Source organism: Bradyrhizobium genosp. P (genome assembly GCF_049949265.1).
Taxonomy (GTDB): Bacteria; Pseudomonadota; Alphaproteobacteria; order Rhizobiales; family Xanthobacteraceae; genus Bradyrhizobium.
The window spans coordinates 4,918,714-4,933,015 of sequence record NZ_CP188195.1 but is presented as its reverse complement, the minus strand read 5'-3'; the positions used below and the strand labels follow the sequence as shown (position 1 = coordinate 4,933,015).

Genomic DNA, 14,302 nt, shown 5'->3' with positions numbered 1-14,302 from the left:
TGTCGTTACTCGCCGTTCCCGTTCGTGCCGTTCTCTTCTTCCGGAATGTGCTCGACCGAGACCACATGCTCGTCCTCGGCGGTATCGAACACGATCACGCCCTGGGTCGAGCGGCCGGCGACGCGGATGTCGGCGACCGGGCAGCGGATCAACTGGCCCTTGTCGGTGACCAGCATGATCTGGTCGGCATCCTCGACCGGGAACGAGGCCACCAGCTTGCCGTTGCGGTTGTTGACGCTCATCGCGACGATGCCTTTGCCGCCGCGGCCGGTGGTGCGGTACTCGTAGGACGAAGTCCGCTTGCCGTAGCCGTTGATGGAGACCGTGAGCACGACCTGCTCCTTGGCCGACATCTCGGCATAGCGTTCCTGCGAGAGCTGGATCGCGGTCGACGTCTCCTCACCTTCGGCATCTGAAGGCTCTTCCGTCGTCGCCTCGCCGGCCACCGCGCGGCGCATCTTCAGGTAGGCCGAACGCTCGTCCGAGATCGACTCGACATGGCGCAGGATCGTCAGTGAAATCAGCGTGTCGGCTTCGGCGAGCGCGATGCCGCGCACGCCCATCGAGGTGCGGCCGGTGAAGACGCGCACGTCGGTGACGGGGAAGCGGATGCACTGGCCGCCGGCTGCGGTCAGCAGCACGTCGTCGTTCTCGGTGCAGATCTGCACGTCGACGATCGCCTCGCCCTCCCCGAGCTTCATGGCGATGATACCGGAGCGGCGGACATCGACGAAATCAGACAGCTTGTTGCGGCGGACGGTGCCGCTTGTCGTCGCGAACATCACGTCGAGATTGGCCCAGGAGGATTCATCCTCCGGCAGCGGCATGATGGTGGTGATGCGCTCGCCCTGCTCCAGCGGCAGGATGTTGATCAGTGCCTTGCCGCGCGCGTTCGGCGCGGCGATCGGCAGCCGCCAGACCTTCTCCTTGTAGACCTGGCCGCGCGACGAGAAGAACAGCACCGGCGTATGCGTCGAGGCCACGAACAGGCGCGCGACAAAATCCTCGTCACGGGTCTGCATGCCGGCACGGCCCTTGCCGCCGCGGCGCTGCGCCCGATAGGCGGAGAGCGGCACGCGCTTGACATAGCCGGCGTGCGAGACCGTCACCACCATGTCTTCGCGCTGGATCAGGTCCTCGTCCTCGACCTCGCCTTCCTGCTCGATGATCACGGTCTTGCGCGGGGTAGCGAACTCCGCCCTCACCGCGGCGAACTCGGTCTTGACGATGCCCTGGACGCGCGCACGCGAGCGCAGGATGTCGAGATAATCGGCGATCTTGGCCGCGAGCTCGTCGAGTTCTGCGGAGATCTCGTCGCGCCCGAGCGCGGTCAGCCGTTGCAGCCGCAGATCGAGAATGGCCCTGGCCTGCTCCATCGACAGCCGGATCGTGCCATCGTCGTTGATGCGATGCCGGGGATCGTCGATCAGCGTGATCATCGCCTCGACGTCCCGCGCCGACCAGTCGCGCGACATCAACGTGTCGCGCGCCGTGTTCGGGTCGGGCGATGTTCTGATCACCCGGATCATCTCGTCGATATTGGCGACCGCGATCGCAAGGCCGACCAGGATATGGGCGCGATCCCGCGCCTTGCCGAGCTGGAACTTGGTCCGGCGGGTCACCACCTGCTCGCGGAACGCGACGAAGATGGTGAGCAGGTCCTTCAGATTCATCGTCTGCGGACGGCCGGAATCCAGCGCCAGCATGTTGGCCGGGAAATTCGACTGCAGCGGCGTGAACCGGTAGAGCTGGTTGAGCACGACGTCGGGCACCGCGTCGCGCTTCAGTTCGATGACGACGCGGTAGCCATCGCGGTCGGACTCGTCGCGCAGATCGCCAATGCCCTCGATCTTCTTCTCTTTGACCAGGTCGGCGATGCGCTCGACCATCGTTGCCTTGTTCACCTGATAGGGAATTTCGGTGATGATGATCGCTTCGCGGTCCTTGCGGATGGTGTCGATCGAGACCTTGCCGCGCATCACGATCGAGCCGCGGCCGAGGTGATAGGCGGAGCGGATGCCCTGGCGTCCCAGAATGATGCCGCCGGTCGGGAAATCCGGACCCGGAATGATGTTGATGAGATCGTCGATCGAAAGCGCCGGGTTGTCGATCAGCGCCACGCAGGCGTCGACGACCTCGCCGAGATTGTGCGGCGGGATGTTGGTCGCCATGCCCACGGCAATGCCGCCGGCGCCATTGACCAGGAGGTTCGGGAACCTGGCCGGCAGAACCGTCGGTTCTGTCTCGGAGTTGTCGTAGTTGGCCTGGAAATCGACGGTCTCCATGTCGATGTCGGCGAGCACGGCAAGTGCCGCCTTCGTCAGCCGCGCTTCGGTATATCGGTAGGCCGCCGGCGGATCGCCGTCGACCGAGCCGAAATTGCCCTGGCCGTCGATCAGCGGCACACGCAGGGAGAAGTCCTGCGCCATTCGGACCATCGCGTCGTAGATCGACTGGTCGCCGTGCGGATGATACTTGCCGATCACGTCGCCGACCACGCGGGCGGATTTGACGTATTTCTTGTCCGGCGTGTGTCCCTGCTCGTGCATGGAGTAGAGAATGCGCCGGTGCACCGGCTTCAGGCCGTCGCGCGCATCCGGCAGCGCACGCGCCACGATCACGCTCATGGCGTAATCGAGGTAGGACTTCTTCATCTCGTCGAGAATGGAAACGGGACGAATATCTGAAGGCACCGGCGGCTCGCCGGGCTTGTCATCTTCGGGTTCGGACAAAGGGGAAATCCGGTCAGTTCTGCTGGGGAATCATATAGCCCATCGAAGGCCTGATAACCACCCTTCGGCGGCCTCGGCAAGCCGTTTTTCCCTTCGTTTTTTCATGCACTTACCGGCTGGTTACAGCATTCGCCGGCGGCTTGACTTGAGAGCCGGAATGGCCGGTGGAGAATGGCGAACGGAACCCCTCTCCGCTCACTGTCCAAACACCACCGTGTGCATGATCCGCCCGGGCACGAAGGTGAACAGCCCGGCAATGACCAGCGCACCGAAGAATATGCCAATCATCGTGAACTTGTGGGTGCGGACATCGTGTCGCCGCGCAGCCGTTATGCCCAGCACCAGCATCACCAGCGTGAAGATCGATAGCAGGTGGATCGGGCTCCACGGGCCCAACAAGCGGATCTGGTGGATCCAGAACGAGCTCAGCGCCACGAACAGCATGAGGATCACCCAGATCCAGCCCAGCGTCCGGTGCGGCAGCGTGCCCTTGGGGGCGGCGAGCTGAACGGTGCCGAGCACGAAGGCGGCCATCGCCGCAAACGCATGGAGCGGGATCGCAGGAGCGGCGTCGAGCAATGGCGCGAGGCTCATGATGGCAACCCTGAGTTTCGATCGCGGCAAGGCAATTCAACGCCGCAATGAGGATGTAAATACCATTAACATTACCCCTTGTCAAAGGTAGGGGAAACTCCCTGGAGGTAGAGCCATATAGGCGCACTATTTCAGTTCATTAGGAGACAATATTACTCATTTACATTAAGCTGGATCGATGACACAGCAAGGCGTGGTTCCGGAAAGCAACCTTCACGGAACGACGCCTGCTGATGTTGTCGGGAAACGCGATCCCGTCAGAACGGGATGTCGTCGTCCATGTCGCTGTTGCGGGCGCCTGCCCCGCCCGCCGCCACAGGGCGCCGCGGCGCCGAGCTCACTGGACCGGCCGATCCGAAATCGCTGCCGCCATCATCGGAGAAGCTGCCGCCACCACCGCTGCGCCCGTCGAGCATGGTGAGGTTGGAATTGAAGCCCTGCAGCACGACCTCGGTCGAGTATTTCTCGACGCCGCTCTGGTCGGTCCATTTGCGGGTCTGCAACTGGCCCTCGATGTACACCTTGGCGCCCTTCTTCAGGTACTGCTCGGCGACCTTGCAGAGACCCTCATTGAAGATCACCACGCGGTGCCACTCGGTCTTTTCCTTGCGCTCGCCGGTGCCCTTGTCGCGCCAGGTCTCCGAGGTCGCGATGGAAAGGTTCGCGATCGGACGACCGTCCTGCGTCCGCCGGATTTCCGGATCCTTGCCGAGGTTTCCGACCAGGATCACCTTGTTCACACTTCCCGCCATCGCTTCATTCTCCACCAAAACCGGGCCAGCCGGACATCGGCCGCCACGTTCAACCTTCGCCACTTACTGCAGGCGTCGCGAACCTATACGCCGACGCCATCCCGCCGCCTCCGCGATCGCGCGGGCATACAGCGGTTATCCACATATAGCATCGCGGGCGCCAATGTTCCAGATTTGTTCTCCATAACCGGCCGTCCCGGAGGAGCGGCGATGGTGAGAGGGTGTAGCATTTGGGAGACGGTCTTTGCGGTTGAATCGGAGTAAAGTCCAAAGTTACGGACGCGGCGCTCGCGTCGATCTTCTAGATTTCAGCGCTTCGGGACCAACGAGAAGCGGACAAGTACTGACCACCCGAACGAAAGGCCGGCCTCGTGCCGGCCTTTTCCTTTGTGGCCGGCTGTTCTGCCCCGCCGGCCCACGGCACCATCGATCGTCGGCGAATCGGACATGGTTAAATCCTAATAAATCGTAAAATATTCAATGGAATCAAATTGATATCATATGTGTCGCGGGAGCCACGGTGATCTTCAACCCCTGATGGTAGGCTGCATTGCAGATTCGAAGCGGGATGGATCCCATGAAAAAGCTTCTTGTTGCAGCAGCAGCCCTCGCCGTTCTCAGTGTCCCTTCAGCATCCGCGGCTGACCTTGCCCCAGCACCGGTGGCCAAGGCTCCGACGCCGGCAGTTGTCGCTCCCGCGACAGACTGGAACGGATTCTACGTCGGTGTTCAGGGCGGCGGCGGATGGGGCACCAACAAGGAAAGGTTCCTTGGCGCGCCGAACGATCCGACCTTTGTCGGTACTCAGAATTACGACACCAGCGGCGGCTTCGTCGGCGGTGTGATCGGCTACAACTGGCAGGCTGGCCCCGCCCTGTTCGGCCTCGAGGGCGACTATCACTGGTCCGGAATCAATGGCCGCTCTGCTGTCATCAATATCGGACCACCCGATCTGCTCGACACCTACTACACCGCCTTGCGCAGCTTCGGCGATATCAAGGGCCGTCTCGGCTACGCCGACGGTCTCGCGCTGTGGTTCGTGAGCGGCGGTGCCGCGGTCGGCGACATCCAGCACCGTTACAGTGCCGGCCTCGCGCCTCCCTCGATCGCCGCGAGCGACACGCGCTGGGGTTGGACTGCCGGCGCGGGCGTCGAATACATGTTCGCGCCGAACTGGTCGGCCAAGCTCGAATACAGCTACCTCGATCTCGGTAAGGGCTCGATCCAGTACACGCCGGCGCCCGCCGACCGCTCGGACTGGAGCGACACCTTCCACACCGTGAAGGCGGGCCTCAACCACCACTTCAACTGGGGCGGCCCGGTGGTCGCGAAATACTGATACGCGCGACCCGATCGCGACGAAAAGGCCGGCCTTGCGCCGGCCTTTTTGCGTTGCTGGAACCCGTGCTGCTGACGGCTGCTGCCATCCGGCAAACTATCCGTTGATGGAATCAACACGGCACTGGAAATCCTTGGCCGTTCTTCCTACGTTCCAGTCTTCACCACCCATCGGCGCAAGGTCCCGGCATCACCGGCGATGCGCGCCCAAAAGGCGCACGCGTCACGCGCCCGGAAATTGCCGCTATGGACGAAGTGCTCAAGTCGAAGCGCCAACAGAACGGCTCCTCATCGCGCGCCATCACGATTCGCGGCGCGCGCGAGCACAATCTGAAGAACATCGACGTCGAGATTCCGCGCGACAAGCTCGTGGTGTTCACCGGCCTGTCCGGCTCGGGCAAATCCTCGCTCGCCTTCGACACCATCTATGCCGAGGGCCAGCGCCGCTACGTCGAGTCGCTGTCGGCCTATGCGCGCCAATTCCTGGAGATGATGCAGAAGCCCGACGTCGACCAAATCGACGGCCTGTCGCCGGCGATCTCGATCGAGCAGAAGACGACGTCGAAGAACCCGCGCTCCACGGTCGGCACCGTCACCGAGATCTACGACTACATGCGCCTGTTGTGGGCGCGCGTCGGCGTGCCCTATTCGCCGGTCACCGGCCTGCCGATCGAAAGCCAGATCGTCTCGCAGATGGTCGACCGCGTGCTGGCGCTGCCGGAAGGCACCCGCCTCTATCTGCTGGCGCCGGTCGTGCGCGGCCGCAAGGGCGAGTACAAGAAGGAGCTCGCCGAATACCTCAAGAAGGGTTTTCAGCGCGTCAAGATCGACGGCACCTTCCATGAGCTCGCCGAGGCGCCCACGCTCGACAAGAAATTCCCGCACGACATCGACGTCGTGGTCGACCGCATCGTGGTCCGCCCCGATCTGTCGCAGCGCCTGGCCGAAAGCTTCGAGACCGCGCTGAAGCTCGCGGAAGGCCTCGCTGTGATCGAATACGCCGACGCTCCGGCGGCGGCAGCCACCGAGGACAAGAAGAAGACCGCAAAGATCCATGACAAGAGCGGGCCCGAGCGTATCCTGTTCTCGGAAAAATTCGCCTGCCCGGTCTCCGGCTTCACGATCCCCGAGATCGAGCCGAGATTGTTCTCCTTCAACAACCCCTACGGCGCCTGCCCGGCCTGCGGCGGCCTCGGCGTCGAGCAGCATATCGACGAGGACCTCGTCATCCCCGATAAGGAGGCGACCCTGCGCAAGGGCGCGATCGCACCCTGGGCGAAATCCTCCTCGCCCTATTACATCCAGACCCTGACCGCGCTCGGCAAGCACTACAAGTTCACGCTCGACACCAAGTGGAAGGACCTGCCGAAGAAGGTGCAGACCGCGCTGCTGCATGGCTCCGGCGAGGACGAGATCAAGTTCTCCTACGAGGACGGGGTCCGGTCCTACGACACCAAGAAGCCGTTCGAGGGCGTCGTCACCAACATCAATCGCCGCTACCGCGAGACCGAGAGCGAGTGGGCGCGCGAGGAGCTGGCGAAGTATTTCTCCGACGTCCCCTGCGCGGGCTGCCACGGCTACCGGCTGAAGCCGGAGGCGCTCTGCGTCAAGATCGGCGGCAAGCACATTGGCGAGATCTCGGAGCTCTCGGTCCGGCGCGCCGGCGAATGGTTCGAGACCGTGCCGGAGGCGCTCAACGCCCAGCAGAACGAAATCGCCGCGCGCATCCTGAAGGAGATCCGCGAGCGGCTGACCTTCCTGCTCGATGTCGGCCTGAACTACCTGACCTTGGCGCGCGCCTCCGGCACGTTGTCCGGCGGCGAAAGCCAGCGCATCCGCCTCGCCTCGCAGATCGGCTCGGGGCTGACAGGCGTGCTCTATGTGCTGGACGAGCCGTCGATCGGCCTGCACCAGCGCGACAACGCCCGCCTGCTCGACACGCTGAAGCGGCTTCGCGACCTCGGCAACACCGTCATCGTCGTAGAGCATGACGAGGACGCCATCCTGCTCGCCGATTACGTGCTCGACATCGGCCCCGGCGCCGGCATGCATGGCGGCCACATCGTGGCCGAGGGCACGCCCGACCAGATCAAGCGCAATCCGAAATCGCTGACCGGCAAATACCTCACCGGCGAATTGTCGGTCGCGATTCCCGAGCGGCGGCCGCCGAACCATCGCCGCACGCTGAAGGTCATCAACGCCCGCGGCAACAATCTCAAGAACGTCTCGGCCGAGATTCCGCTCGGCCTGTTCACCTGCGTCACCGGCGTCTCCGGCGGCGGCAAGTCGACCTTGCTGATCGACACGCTGTACAAGGCGATCGCCCGCAAACTCAACAACGCCAGCGAAGGCGCCGCGCCTCACGATCGCATCGAGGGCCTCGAGCATATCGACAAGATCATCGACATCGACCAGTCGCCGATCGGCCGCACGCCGCGTTCGAACCCCGCGACCTATACCGGCGCCTTCACGCCGATCCGCGAATGGTTTGCCGGCCTGCCCGAAGCCAAGGCGCGCGGCTACGAGCCGGGGCGCTTCTCCTTCAACGTCAAGGGCGGCCGCTGCGAAGCCTGCCAGGGCGACGGCGTCATCAAGATCGAGATGCACTTCCTGCCCGACGTCTACGTCACCTGCGATACCTGTAAAGGAAAACGCTACAACCGCGAGACGCTCGAAGTCCTGTTCAAGGGCAAGAGCATCGCCGACGTGCTCGACATGACCGTCGAGGAAGCCGCCGAGTTCTTCAAGGCGGTGCCGCGCGTCCGCGAAACGTTTAAAACCCTGCACCGCGTCGGCCTCGACTACATCCACGTCGGCCAGCAGGCCACCACGCTCTCGGGCGGCGAAGCCCAGCGCGTCAAGCTGGCCAAGGAATTGTCAAAACGCGCCACCGGCCGCACGCTCTACATCCTGGACGAGCCCACCACCGGGCTACATTTCCACGACGTCGCCAAACTGCTCGAGGTGCTGCACGAGCTTGTGGCCCAGGGCAATACGGTGGTGGTGATCGAGCACAACCTCGAAGTCATCAAGACCGCCGACTGGGTGATCGACTTAGGGCCCGAAGGCGGCGACGGCGGCGGCGAAATCGTCGCCTGGGGCCCGCCGGAGGACATCGTCAAGGCGCCGCGCAGCTATACGGGGAAGTTTTTGGCCCCGGTGCTGAAGAAGGCGAACAGCAAGCCGCGGAAGAGTAGCAGCGCGAGCGAGGCGGCGGAGTGAGAATCCTTCTTGCCTCGATGAAGTGCTTGGACGAAATGGCGCGGAGTGCGACCATGAACACCCGGCTTCCGCCAATTTGAGGGACAGTCTTGCGTGGCCTAGAAGAGGTGCAAAAGCGGCCGGGCATGTACATAGGCGATACCGACGATGGCTCGGGATTGCACCGCATGCTTTTCGAAGTCGTGGACAACGCAATCAACGAAGCTCTGGCAGGACATTGCAATCGCATCGAAGTGGCATTGAACGCCGACGGATCAGCGACAGTGCGCGATAATGGTCGCGGCATTCCAACCGACCTCCATCCGCACGAAGGCATATCCGTGGCCGAGTTCATCATGACTCACCCCACTATGGCCGACACATTCCCGCAAGGTACGCGGAGAGTGCCCGACGCCTTTCGCGGCGTCGGCTTGGCGGTAGTAAATGCGCTTTCGGAAGCGATCGATTTGCACGTTTGGCGTGACGGCAAGGAACAGTTCATGCGTTGTCGCCTGGGTAAACCCGACGCGCCGATAGCGGTCGTCGGCCCGGCCGACCAGCCGGATGGAAATCGGCGCCGCGGAACCGAGATTACATTTCTTCCGAGCAACAATATCTTTGCAAGAACCGCATTCGACTTCACAACAATCGAGCACCGTCTTCGTGGCCTCGCCTATCTCAATGTCGGCGCGACAGTTGCGCTTAGCGACAGGCGAGGCATCGAAAGCGAAGAGATCATCTTCGACCTGTGACGATGGGCTTGCAGCTCGTAGGGCGGATTAGCGAAGCGTAATCCGCCGCTGCTGCGACGAAGCTGGTGGGTTACGCCTGCGGCTAACCCACCCTACGAGGCTGTGAATCTTTTTATGCCATATGTCGGGCTGATGTGATTCTCTTGGCAGGTTGATTTGCTGGAGAGACTGATGGCTGACGACAAGCTGTTCGACGACTTGCCGGAGCAGTCGGCGCCACGGACCGAGGCGATGCCGCGCGGTGCACCTCGGCTGCGGGAGCCGGTGCGCGACCAAGTGGAACTGCGAGCGGTCGATATCGACAGCCTGATTGGGCAGGATCATCCAGCACGGGTGATCTGGGCTTATGTCGAAGGGCTCGACCTCAGTGCATTGGAAGACCGGGTCAAAGCGCGAGAGAACCGGCCGGGTCATCCGGCGCCATCACCCCGGCTGCTGCTGGCGCTGTGGCTGTACGCAACAAGTGACGGCGTTGGCAGCGCGCGGGCGCTGGACCGGCTCTGCAACAGCCACGACGTTTACCGCTGGCTCTGCGGCGGCGTCTCTTTGAACTATCACACGCTGTCGGACTTCCGGGTCGGTTGTGCCGACCTGCTCGACCGTTTGCTGGTCGAGCATCTGATGGCCCTGAGCAAGGTGGGGCTGGTTGATCTGGAGAAGCTGGCTCAGGACGGGGTGCGGATACGGGCGAGCGCAGGAACTGGCTCGTTCCGACGAGAGGCGACGCTAGATCGGCAGATGGCCCAGGCCCAGGCGGTGGTGGAGGACCTCAAGCGCGAGGTCGATGCGGATCCGGAAGCCAGCAATCGGCGGATCCGAGCCGCCAAGGAGCGCGCAGCACGCGAACGCAACGAACGGGTGCAAGCGGCGCAAGCGGCACTGGCCGAGATCAAGCGCAAGCGAAAGCAACTCGACGAAAAAGGCGGCAATGGCAAAAAGCCGAAGGAGCCTCGAGCTTCCACCACCGACCCGCAGGCACGGGTGATGAAGATGGCGGATGCCGGCTTCCGCCCGGCCTACAACGTGCAGGTCGCCAGTGCGGCGGGCGAACTGATCGTGGTCACGGTCGATGTCGACAACAATGGATCAGATCGCGGCCTGATGCGGCCGATGCTGGAACGAACCCACGCATTGCTGAAGCGCTTTCCTCGCCGCCACCTCGTCGACGGCGGGTTCTGCAGCGGCGAGGACATCGAATGGGCGCATGGCGAAGGTATCGAGGTCTACTGCCCTCCGCCTCAATCCAGGAGCGGTGTCGATCCTTTTTTACCCCGGAGCAGCGATGGTCCCGGAGTATCCGCCTGGCGGGCTCGCATGACCAGCGAAGCAGGCAAGGCACAGTACAAGGTCCGTACGATCTGCGAATGCATCCATGCCCGCTGGCGCAACTGGGACCTCAGGCAACTGACCGTGCGCGGTATCAACAAGGTCCGCGCCGTCGTGCTCTGGTACGCTCTCGCCAACAACGTCCTGCAAGGCCATCGCCTCGCCAAGGCATAGTCCCCGCAACCACAGCCGAGCAATCCGACCCGATTGCTCCTCTGCACGCAAGAACTAACGGCTCCTACTTCGGATGCCGCTACACAAACCCAATTGGTTCACAGGCTCTACGCGCCGATCTCGACATAGTGATTGATTCGGGAAGCACGCAATGCCCCTCACCGAAGCCGCCCGCATAAAGCTCCTGTCCCCACCCACCGGTCGTGTCCGCGTCGTGCTCGACACCGATACCTACAACGAGATCGACGATCAGTTCGCGATGGTCCAGATGCTGCTGTCGCCAGATCGCTTCGACGTCGAGGCGATCTACGCCGCGCCCTTCTTCAACGAGCGCTCGGATGGTCCGGGCCATGGCATGGAGCTGAGCTATCAGGAGATCCTGCGACTGCTGGAGCGCCTGAACATGCCGGCTGGTGGTCTGGTTCACCGGGGCGTCACCGATTATGTCGGGCCGGAGAAGCAGGCCCGGGAGGCGCCGGCGGTCGACGACATCATCGCCCGCGCCCGCACTGGGTCGCCTGACAATCCGCTTTACATCGTCGCCATCGCGGCCATCAGCAACGTCGCCTCGGCGCTGCTCAAGGCGCCTGACATCATCGATCGCGTCGTCGTGGTGTGGCTGGGCGGTCATGCGCTGGAATGGCCGCATACCAACGAGTTCAACCTCAGGCAGGATGTCGGCGGCGCGCAGGTGCTGTTCGACAGCGGCGTGCCGCTCGTGCTGGTGCCGTGCCTCGGCGTCACCTCGCGTCTTCACTCGACGGTGCCGGAGATCGAGCGCTATGTCGAACCGCACGGCAGCGTCGGCGCGTTCCTGGCGATGCGCTTCAAGGAGCTTTCAGCCGATCATATCGGCTGGGCCAAGGAGATCTGGGACATGGCAGCGGTCGGCTGGCTGCTCAATCCGGATTGGGCGCCGAGCGTGATCGTGCCGGCACCAATCCTGACCGATCAGATGACGTGGAGCATCGATCGCCGGCGGCACGCGATGCGCTACGTCGCGTTCATCAACCGCAACGCGATCCTGAAGGACTTCTTCCTGAAGCTGGAGGCGTTCGCGGGAACGAAATAGTCGCCCGGATGAGCCAACGGGGCGCGCATTTCGCGCGACCCGTCGGCTCATCCGGGCTACACTCGGTGACTGGCCTCCTCACTCCTCGATCGCCGCCTCGACAAATCCCCGCGGGTCGTCACAGAACTCGCGCATGACCTTGTAGTGATCGGTATCCATCAGATTAACCAGCTTGAGGCCATATTTGTTCAGCCGCAGCAAGGTCGCGTTCGGATAGGCCATCAGCATTGGCGCATGCGTGGCCATGATGACCTGACAGTGGCCGATCCCGTCCATCCGGTGCAGCAGCTTGAGGAACTCGATCTGGCGCGACGGCGACAGCGCGGATTCCGGCTCGTCGAAGATAAAAATGCCCTGACGCTGGCAGCGTTCGTTGAAGAAGCGCAGGAAGCCCTCGCCGTGGGAATGGGACAGGAAGTCCGGCGGCGCCCCGTGAAGCGGATCATCAAGTGCGGCCTCGTCGAGATATCGTGCCACTGAAAAGAAGCTCTCGGCGCGGAAGAACCAGCCGTTGGTGATCCTGGGCAGCCAGCTTGCACGCAGCGCTGTGGCAAGAGACCCGCCCATTTCCTCCAGCGCTTTGGAATGGTCGACCGGCCGGTAACCCTTGCCGCCGCCGGCATCGTCATAGCCGGCCATGACAGCGATGCCCTCCAGCAGCGTCGACTTGCCGGTGCCGTTCTCGCCTACGATGATGGTGATCGCCTTGTCGAAGCTCAGCTCGAACTCGTCGCGCAGCAGCGGTAGTACGAACGGATAGGCGTTGCGGTTGGCGATGCGCGCGGGATCGAGCCAGACACGCCGGAGATACGGCGCGGGCATATTGATCGGGCGATTTCGTCTGGCCATCAGGACGGATCCGGGAGAAACAACTGGTAGCGTCCATCGTTATACCGGAGCCGGCTGCAATCCTAGATGGCAGAGCGTCCCATGCCCAGCACCGCCTACGCCCTGTTCCGCAAGGCCATCCTCGCCGAGCAGCAGGTCGCCTGCTTCTATGACGGCCGGCCGCGCGAGCTCTGCCCGCACATCATCGGCCGCAACAAGAGCGGCGAAGAGGTCGTGCTGGCCTGGCAGTTCGCCGGCGAGAGTTCGGGCAGACTGCCGCAATGGCGTTGCCTGCGGCTTGCCCATGTCAGCGAGATCGGCCTGCGCAAGGGCCGCTGGCACGAGGGCGGTTCGCACCGCAGCGAGCAGAGCTGCGTCAGCGACATCGACCTCGATATCAACGTTCATGTACGGAAACGGCGGTGACGCGCCGCGCGCCTACGCTGCGTCGGCAGGCCTGACCCGGCGTCTGCGCGATTTCGGAATAATGGAATAATGCCGCTGATTTGCCCGACGTGTCAAATTGTCGTGTCGAACGCCGGCAGCCGGCTACTTTGCATGGGGTTGTTTTCGGTATTTTGGCAGTGCGCCCCCGCGACGTCGTGGGCATGTCAGTTGCAGAACCCGTGGGGGGCCATATGCGATAGCCCTGCCCTACACCCGCTCCGCCTCCTCGATCACCTCCAGCGCCAGCTCCATCGTCATCAGTACCGGATTGTCGCCACGTACTAGCCGGCCCTCCGCGATGCCGCCGAGATAATCGACGAGCGCGATGTCGAGGCTGGCGCGCACACGACGATTGGCATCGGGCGCAACCTGGCCCGCCGTGACCGCAAGCTCGGTCGCGAACGGCACCACGCTGCGTCCGTCGGTGAAGCTGGCGCCGATGGTCGAGCCGACGCCGCCATGCAGGCGGGCGCGCAGGATACCGTGCTGGCGGCAGAACCCCTCCAGCGCGCCGGCGAAATCCTGGTTCGGCCGCAGCCGCAACGCAAAGGCGCGACTCGTCGTCTTCGCGCTGGTGGGCGCACTGTTGACGGGGCCAAACAGCTTGAACCCGGTCTCGCTGTCGGGCTCGGCCAGGAACGTCGCGCCATCGATCCCGAAGGCATCAACCTCGAATGGCTCAGCGACGAAAGTTTCCTCCGGCAGCATGTGGCCGCCATTGACGCGGCCGCCGGCCTCGGTCCACAGGCCATGGCAATGAAAGAACGCCGCGCCATCGCGCGCGCCAAAAGTCAGCGCCGCGAGCTTGAGCCGCGTCACACCGTCAGGGCGAAAGACGTCGCTGTAGAACGCCGCGTTGACACCGTCCTTCGACAGCGCCGGCATGACATAGGCGAACGGCCCGAGCGCGCCACCCTTCGCGCTCAGCACGCCCCCCGAAAATCCTTCCGCCGCAAAACCGCGGCGCACAGAATCGAGCAAGGGAATGCCGGCCTCCAGCACGAATGAAAAGGCACGGCCGCGCGCCGCGACCGACTGGATACGCTCGCTGATGGGTGCGCCGGGTTGGGCGATGCTGCGCATCGC

General features: G+C 63.4%; 11 protein-coding genes. 6 read left to right on the top strand and 5 right to left on the bottom strand.

Annotation, left to right across the window (positions count from 1 at the left end):
• Nucleotides 1-5 precede the first annotated feature (5 nt).
• The 3 genes from gyrA to ACP2YO_RS23865 form a co-directional block, all read right to left on the bottom strand.
• Entirely contained in the window at nucleotides 6-2,732 is a 2,727-nt protein-coding gene (gyrA, locus tag ACP2YO_RS23875; RefSeq protein WP_426443004.1) for a DNA gyrase subunit A, read from the bottom strand.
• A 195-nt stretch (nucleotides 2,733-2,927) separates the two neighbouring features.
• Nucleotides 2,928-3,326 carry a DUF2306 domain-containing protein gene (locus tag ACP2YO_RS23870; RefSeq protein ID WP_426443003.1) on the bottom strand — a complete coding sequence of 133 codons (399 nt, stop codon included), beginning with the start codon at nucleotides 3,324-3,326 and terminating at the stop codon, nucleotides 2,928-2,930.
• Nucleotides 3,327-3,583: 257 nt separating this feature from the next.
• Nucleotides 3,584-4,078: a single-stranded DNA-binding protein gene (locus ACP2YO_RS23865; RefSeq protein ID WP_426443002.1), complete on the bottom strand. Its 495-nt coding sequence runs from the start codon at nucleotides 4,076-4,078 to the stop codon at nucleotides 3,584-3,586.
• Between the two features lie 577 nt (nucleotides 4,079-4,655).
• Here ACP2YO_RS23865 and ACP2YO_RS23860 point away from each other — a divergent pair.
• From ACP2YO_RS23860 to ACP2YO_RS23840, 5 genes are all read left to right on the top strand, one after another.
• Nucleotides 4,656-5,417, top strand: coding sequence for an outer membrane protein (locus tag ACP2YO_RS23860; protein ID WP_426443001.1), 762 nt, complete (start codon nucleotides 4,656-4,658; stop codon nucleotides 5,415-5,417).
• Nucleotides 5,418-5,662: 245 nt separating this feature from the next.
• Nucleotides 5,663-8,638, top strand: a complete 2,976-nt coding sequence (gene uvrA, locus ACP2YO_RS23855) for an excinuclease ABC subunit UvrA (RefSeq protein WP_426443000.1) — start codon at nucleotides 5,663-5,665, stop codon at nucleotides 8,636-8,638.
• Between the two features lie 167 nt (nucleotides 8,639-8,805).
• Nucleotides 8,806-9,369 carry an ATP-binding protein gene (locus ACP2YO_RS23850; RefSeq protein ID WP_426442999.1) on the top strand — a complete coding sequence of 188 codons (564 nt, stop codon included), beginning with the start codon at nucleotides 8,806-8,808 and terminating at the stop codon, nucleotides 9,367-9,369.
• 171 nt (nucleotides 9,370-9,540) lie between these two features.
• A complete protein-coding gene (locus tag ACP2YO_RS23845; RefSeq protein WP_426435964.1) occupies nucleotides 9,541-10,869 on the top strand; it encodes an IS1182 family transposase in 1,329 nt (442 codons plus the stop codon).
• Nucleotides 10,870-11,020: 151 nt separating this feature from the next.
• A complete protein-coding gene (locus ACP2YO_RS23840; protein ID WP_426442998.1) occupies nucleotides 11,021-11,941 on the top strand; it encodes a nucleoside hydrolase in 921 nt (306 codons plus the stop codon).
• 78 nt (nucleotides 11,942-12,019) lie between these two features.
• On the opposite strand, the gene ACP2YO_RS23835 is transcribed toward ACP2YO_RS23840, so the two are convergent.
• The gene (locus ACP2YO_RS23835) at nucleotides 12,020-12,790 is read right to left on the bottom strand and encodes an AAA family ATPase (RefSeq protein ID WP_426442997.1); all 771 of its coding nucleotides are present in this window, start codon (nucleotides 12,788-12,790) and stop codon (nucleotides 12,020-12,022) included.
• A gap of 81 nt (nucleotides 12,791-12,871) precedes the next feature.
• Here ACP2YO_RS23835 and ACP2YO_RS23830 point away from each other — a divergent pair, with 81 nt between their 5' ends.
• Nucleotides 12,872-13,195, top strand: a complete 324-nt coding sequence (locus tag ACP2YO_RS23830) for a hypothetical protein (RefSeq protein ID WP_426442996.1) — start codon at nucleotides 12,872-12,874, stop codon at nucleotides 13,193-13,195.
• Nucleotides 13,196-13,423: 228 nt separating this feature from the next.
• Here the strand turns inward: ACP2YO_RS23830 and ACP2YO_RS23825 are convergent, their stop codons facing one another.
• Entirely contained in the window at nucleotides 13,424-14,299 is an 876-nt protein-coding gene (locus tag ACP2YO_RS23825; RefSeq protein WP_426442995.1) for a PCC domain-containing protein, read from the bottom strand.
• Between the last annotated feature and the right edge of the window lie 3 nt (nucleotides 14,300-14,302).

Bases quoted from the DNA above. Each gene is read 5' to 3' on its own strand.
- ACP2YO_RS23870 (WP_426443003.1), bottom strand. From the start codon at position 3,326: ATGAGCCTCGCGCCATTGCTCGACGCCGCTCCTGCGATCCCGCTCCAT.
- ACP2YO_RS23865 (WP_426443002.1), bottom strand. From the start codon at position 4,078: ATGGCGGGAAGTGTGAACAAGGTGATCCTGGTCGGAAACCTCGGCAAG.
- ACP2YO_RS23860 (WP_426443001.1), top strand. From the start codon at position 4,656: ATGAAAAAGCTTCTTGTTGCAGCAGCAGCCCTCGCCGTTCTCAGTGTC.
- uvrA (WP_426443000.1), top strand. From the start codon at position 5,663: ATGGACGAAGTGCTCAAGTCGAAGCGCCAACAGAACGGCTCCTCATCG.
- ACP2YO_RS23850 (WP_426442999.1), top strand. From the start codon at position 8,806: ATGCTTTTCGAAGTCGTGGACAACGCAATCAACGAAGCTCTGGCAGGA.
- ACP2YO_RS23845 (WP_426435964.1), top strand. From the start codon at position 9,541: ATGGCTGACGACAAGCTGTTCGACGACTTGCCGGAGCAGTCGGCGCCA.
- ACP2YO_RS23840 (WP_426442998.1), top strand. From the start codon at position 11,021: ATGCCCCTCACCGAAGCCGCCCGCATAAAGCTCCTGTCCCCACCCACC.
- ACP2YO_RS23835 (WP_426442997.1), bottom strand. From the start codon at position 12,790: ATGGCCAGACGAAATCGCCCGATCAATATGCCCGCGCCGTATCTCCGG.
- ACP2YO_RS23830 (WP_426442996.1), top strand. From the start codon at position 12,872: ATGCCCAGCACCGCCTACGCCCTGTTCCGCAAGGCCATCCTCGCCGAG.
- ACP2YO_RS23825 (WP_426442995.1), bottom strand. From the start codon at position 14,299: ATGCGCAGCATCGCCCAACCCGGCGCACCCATCAGCGAGCGTATCCAG.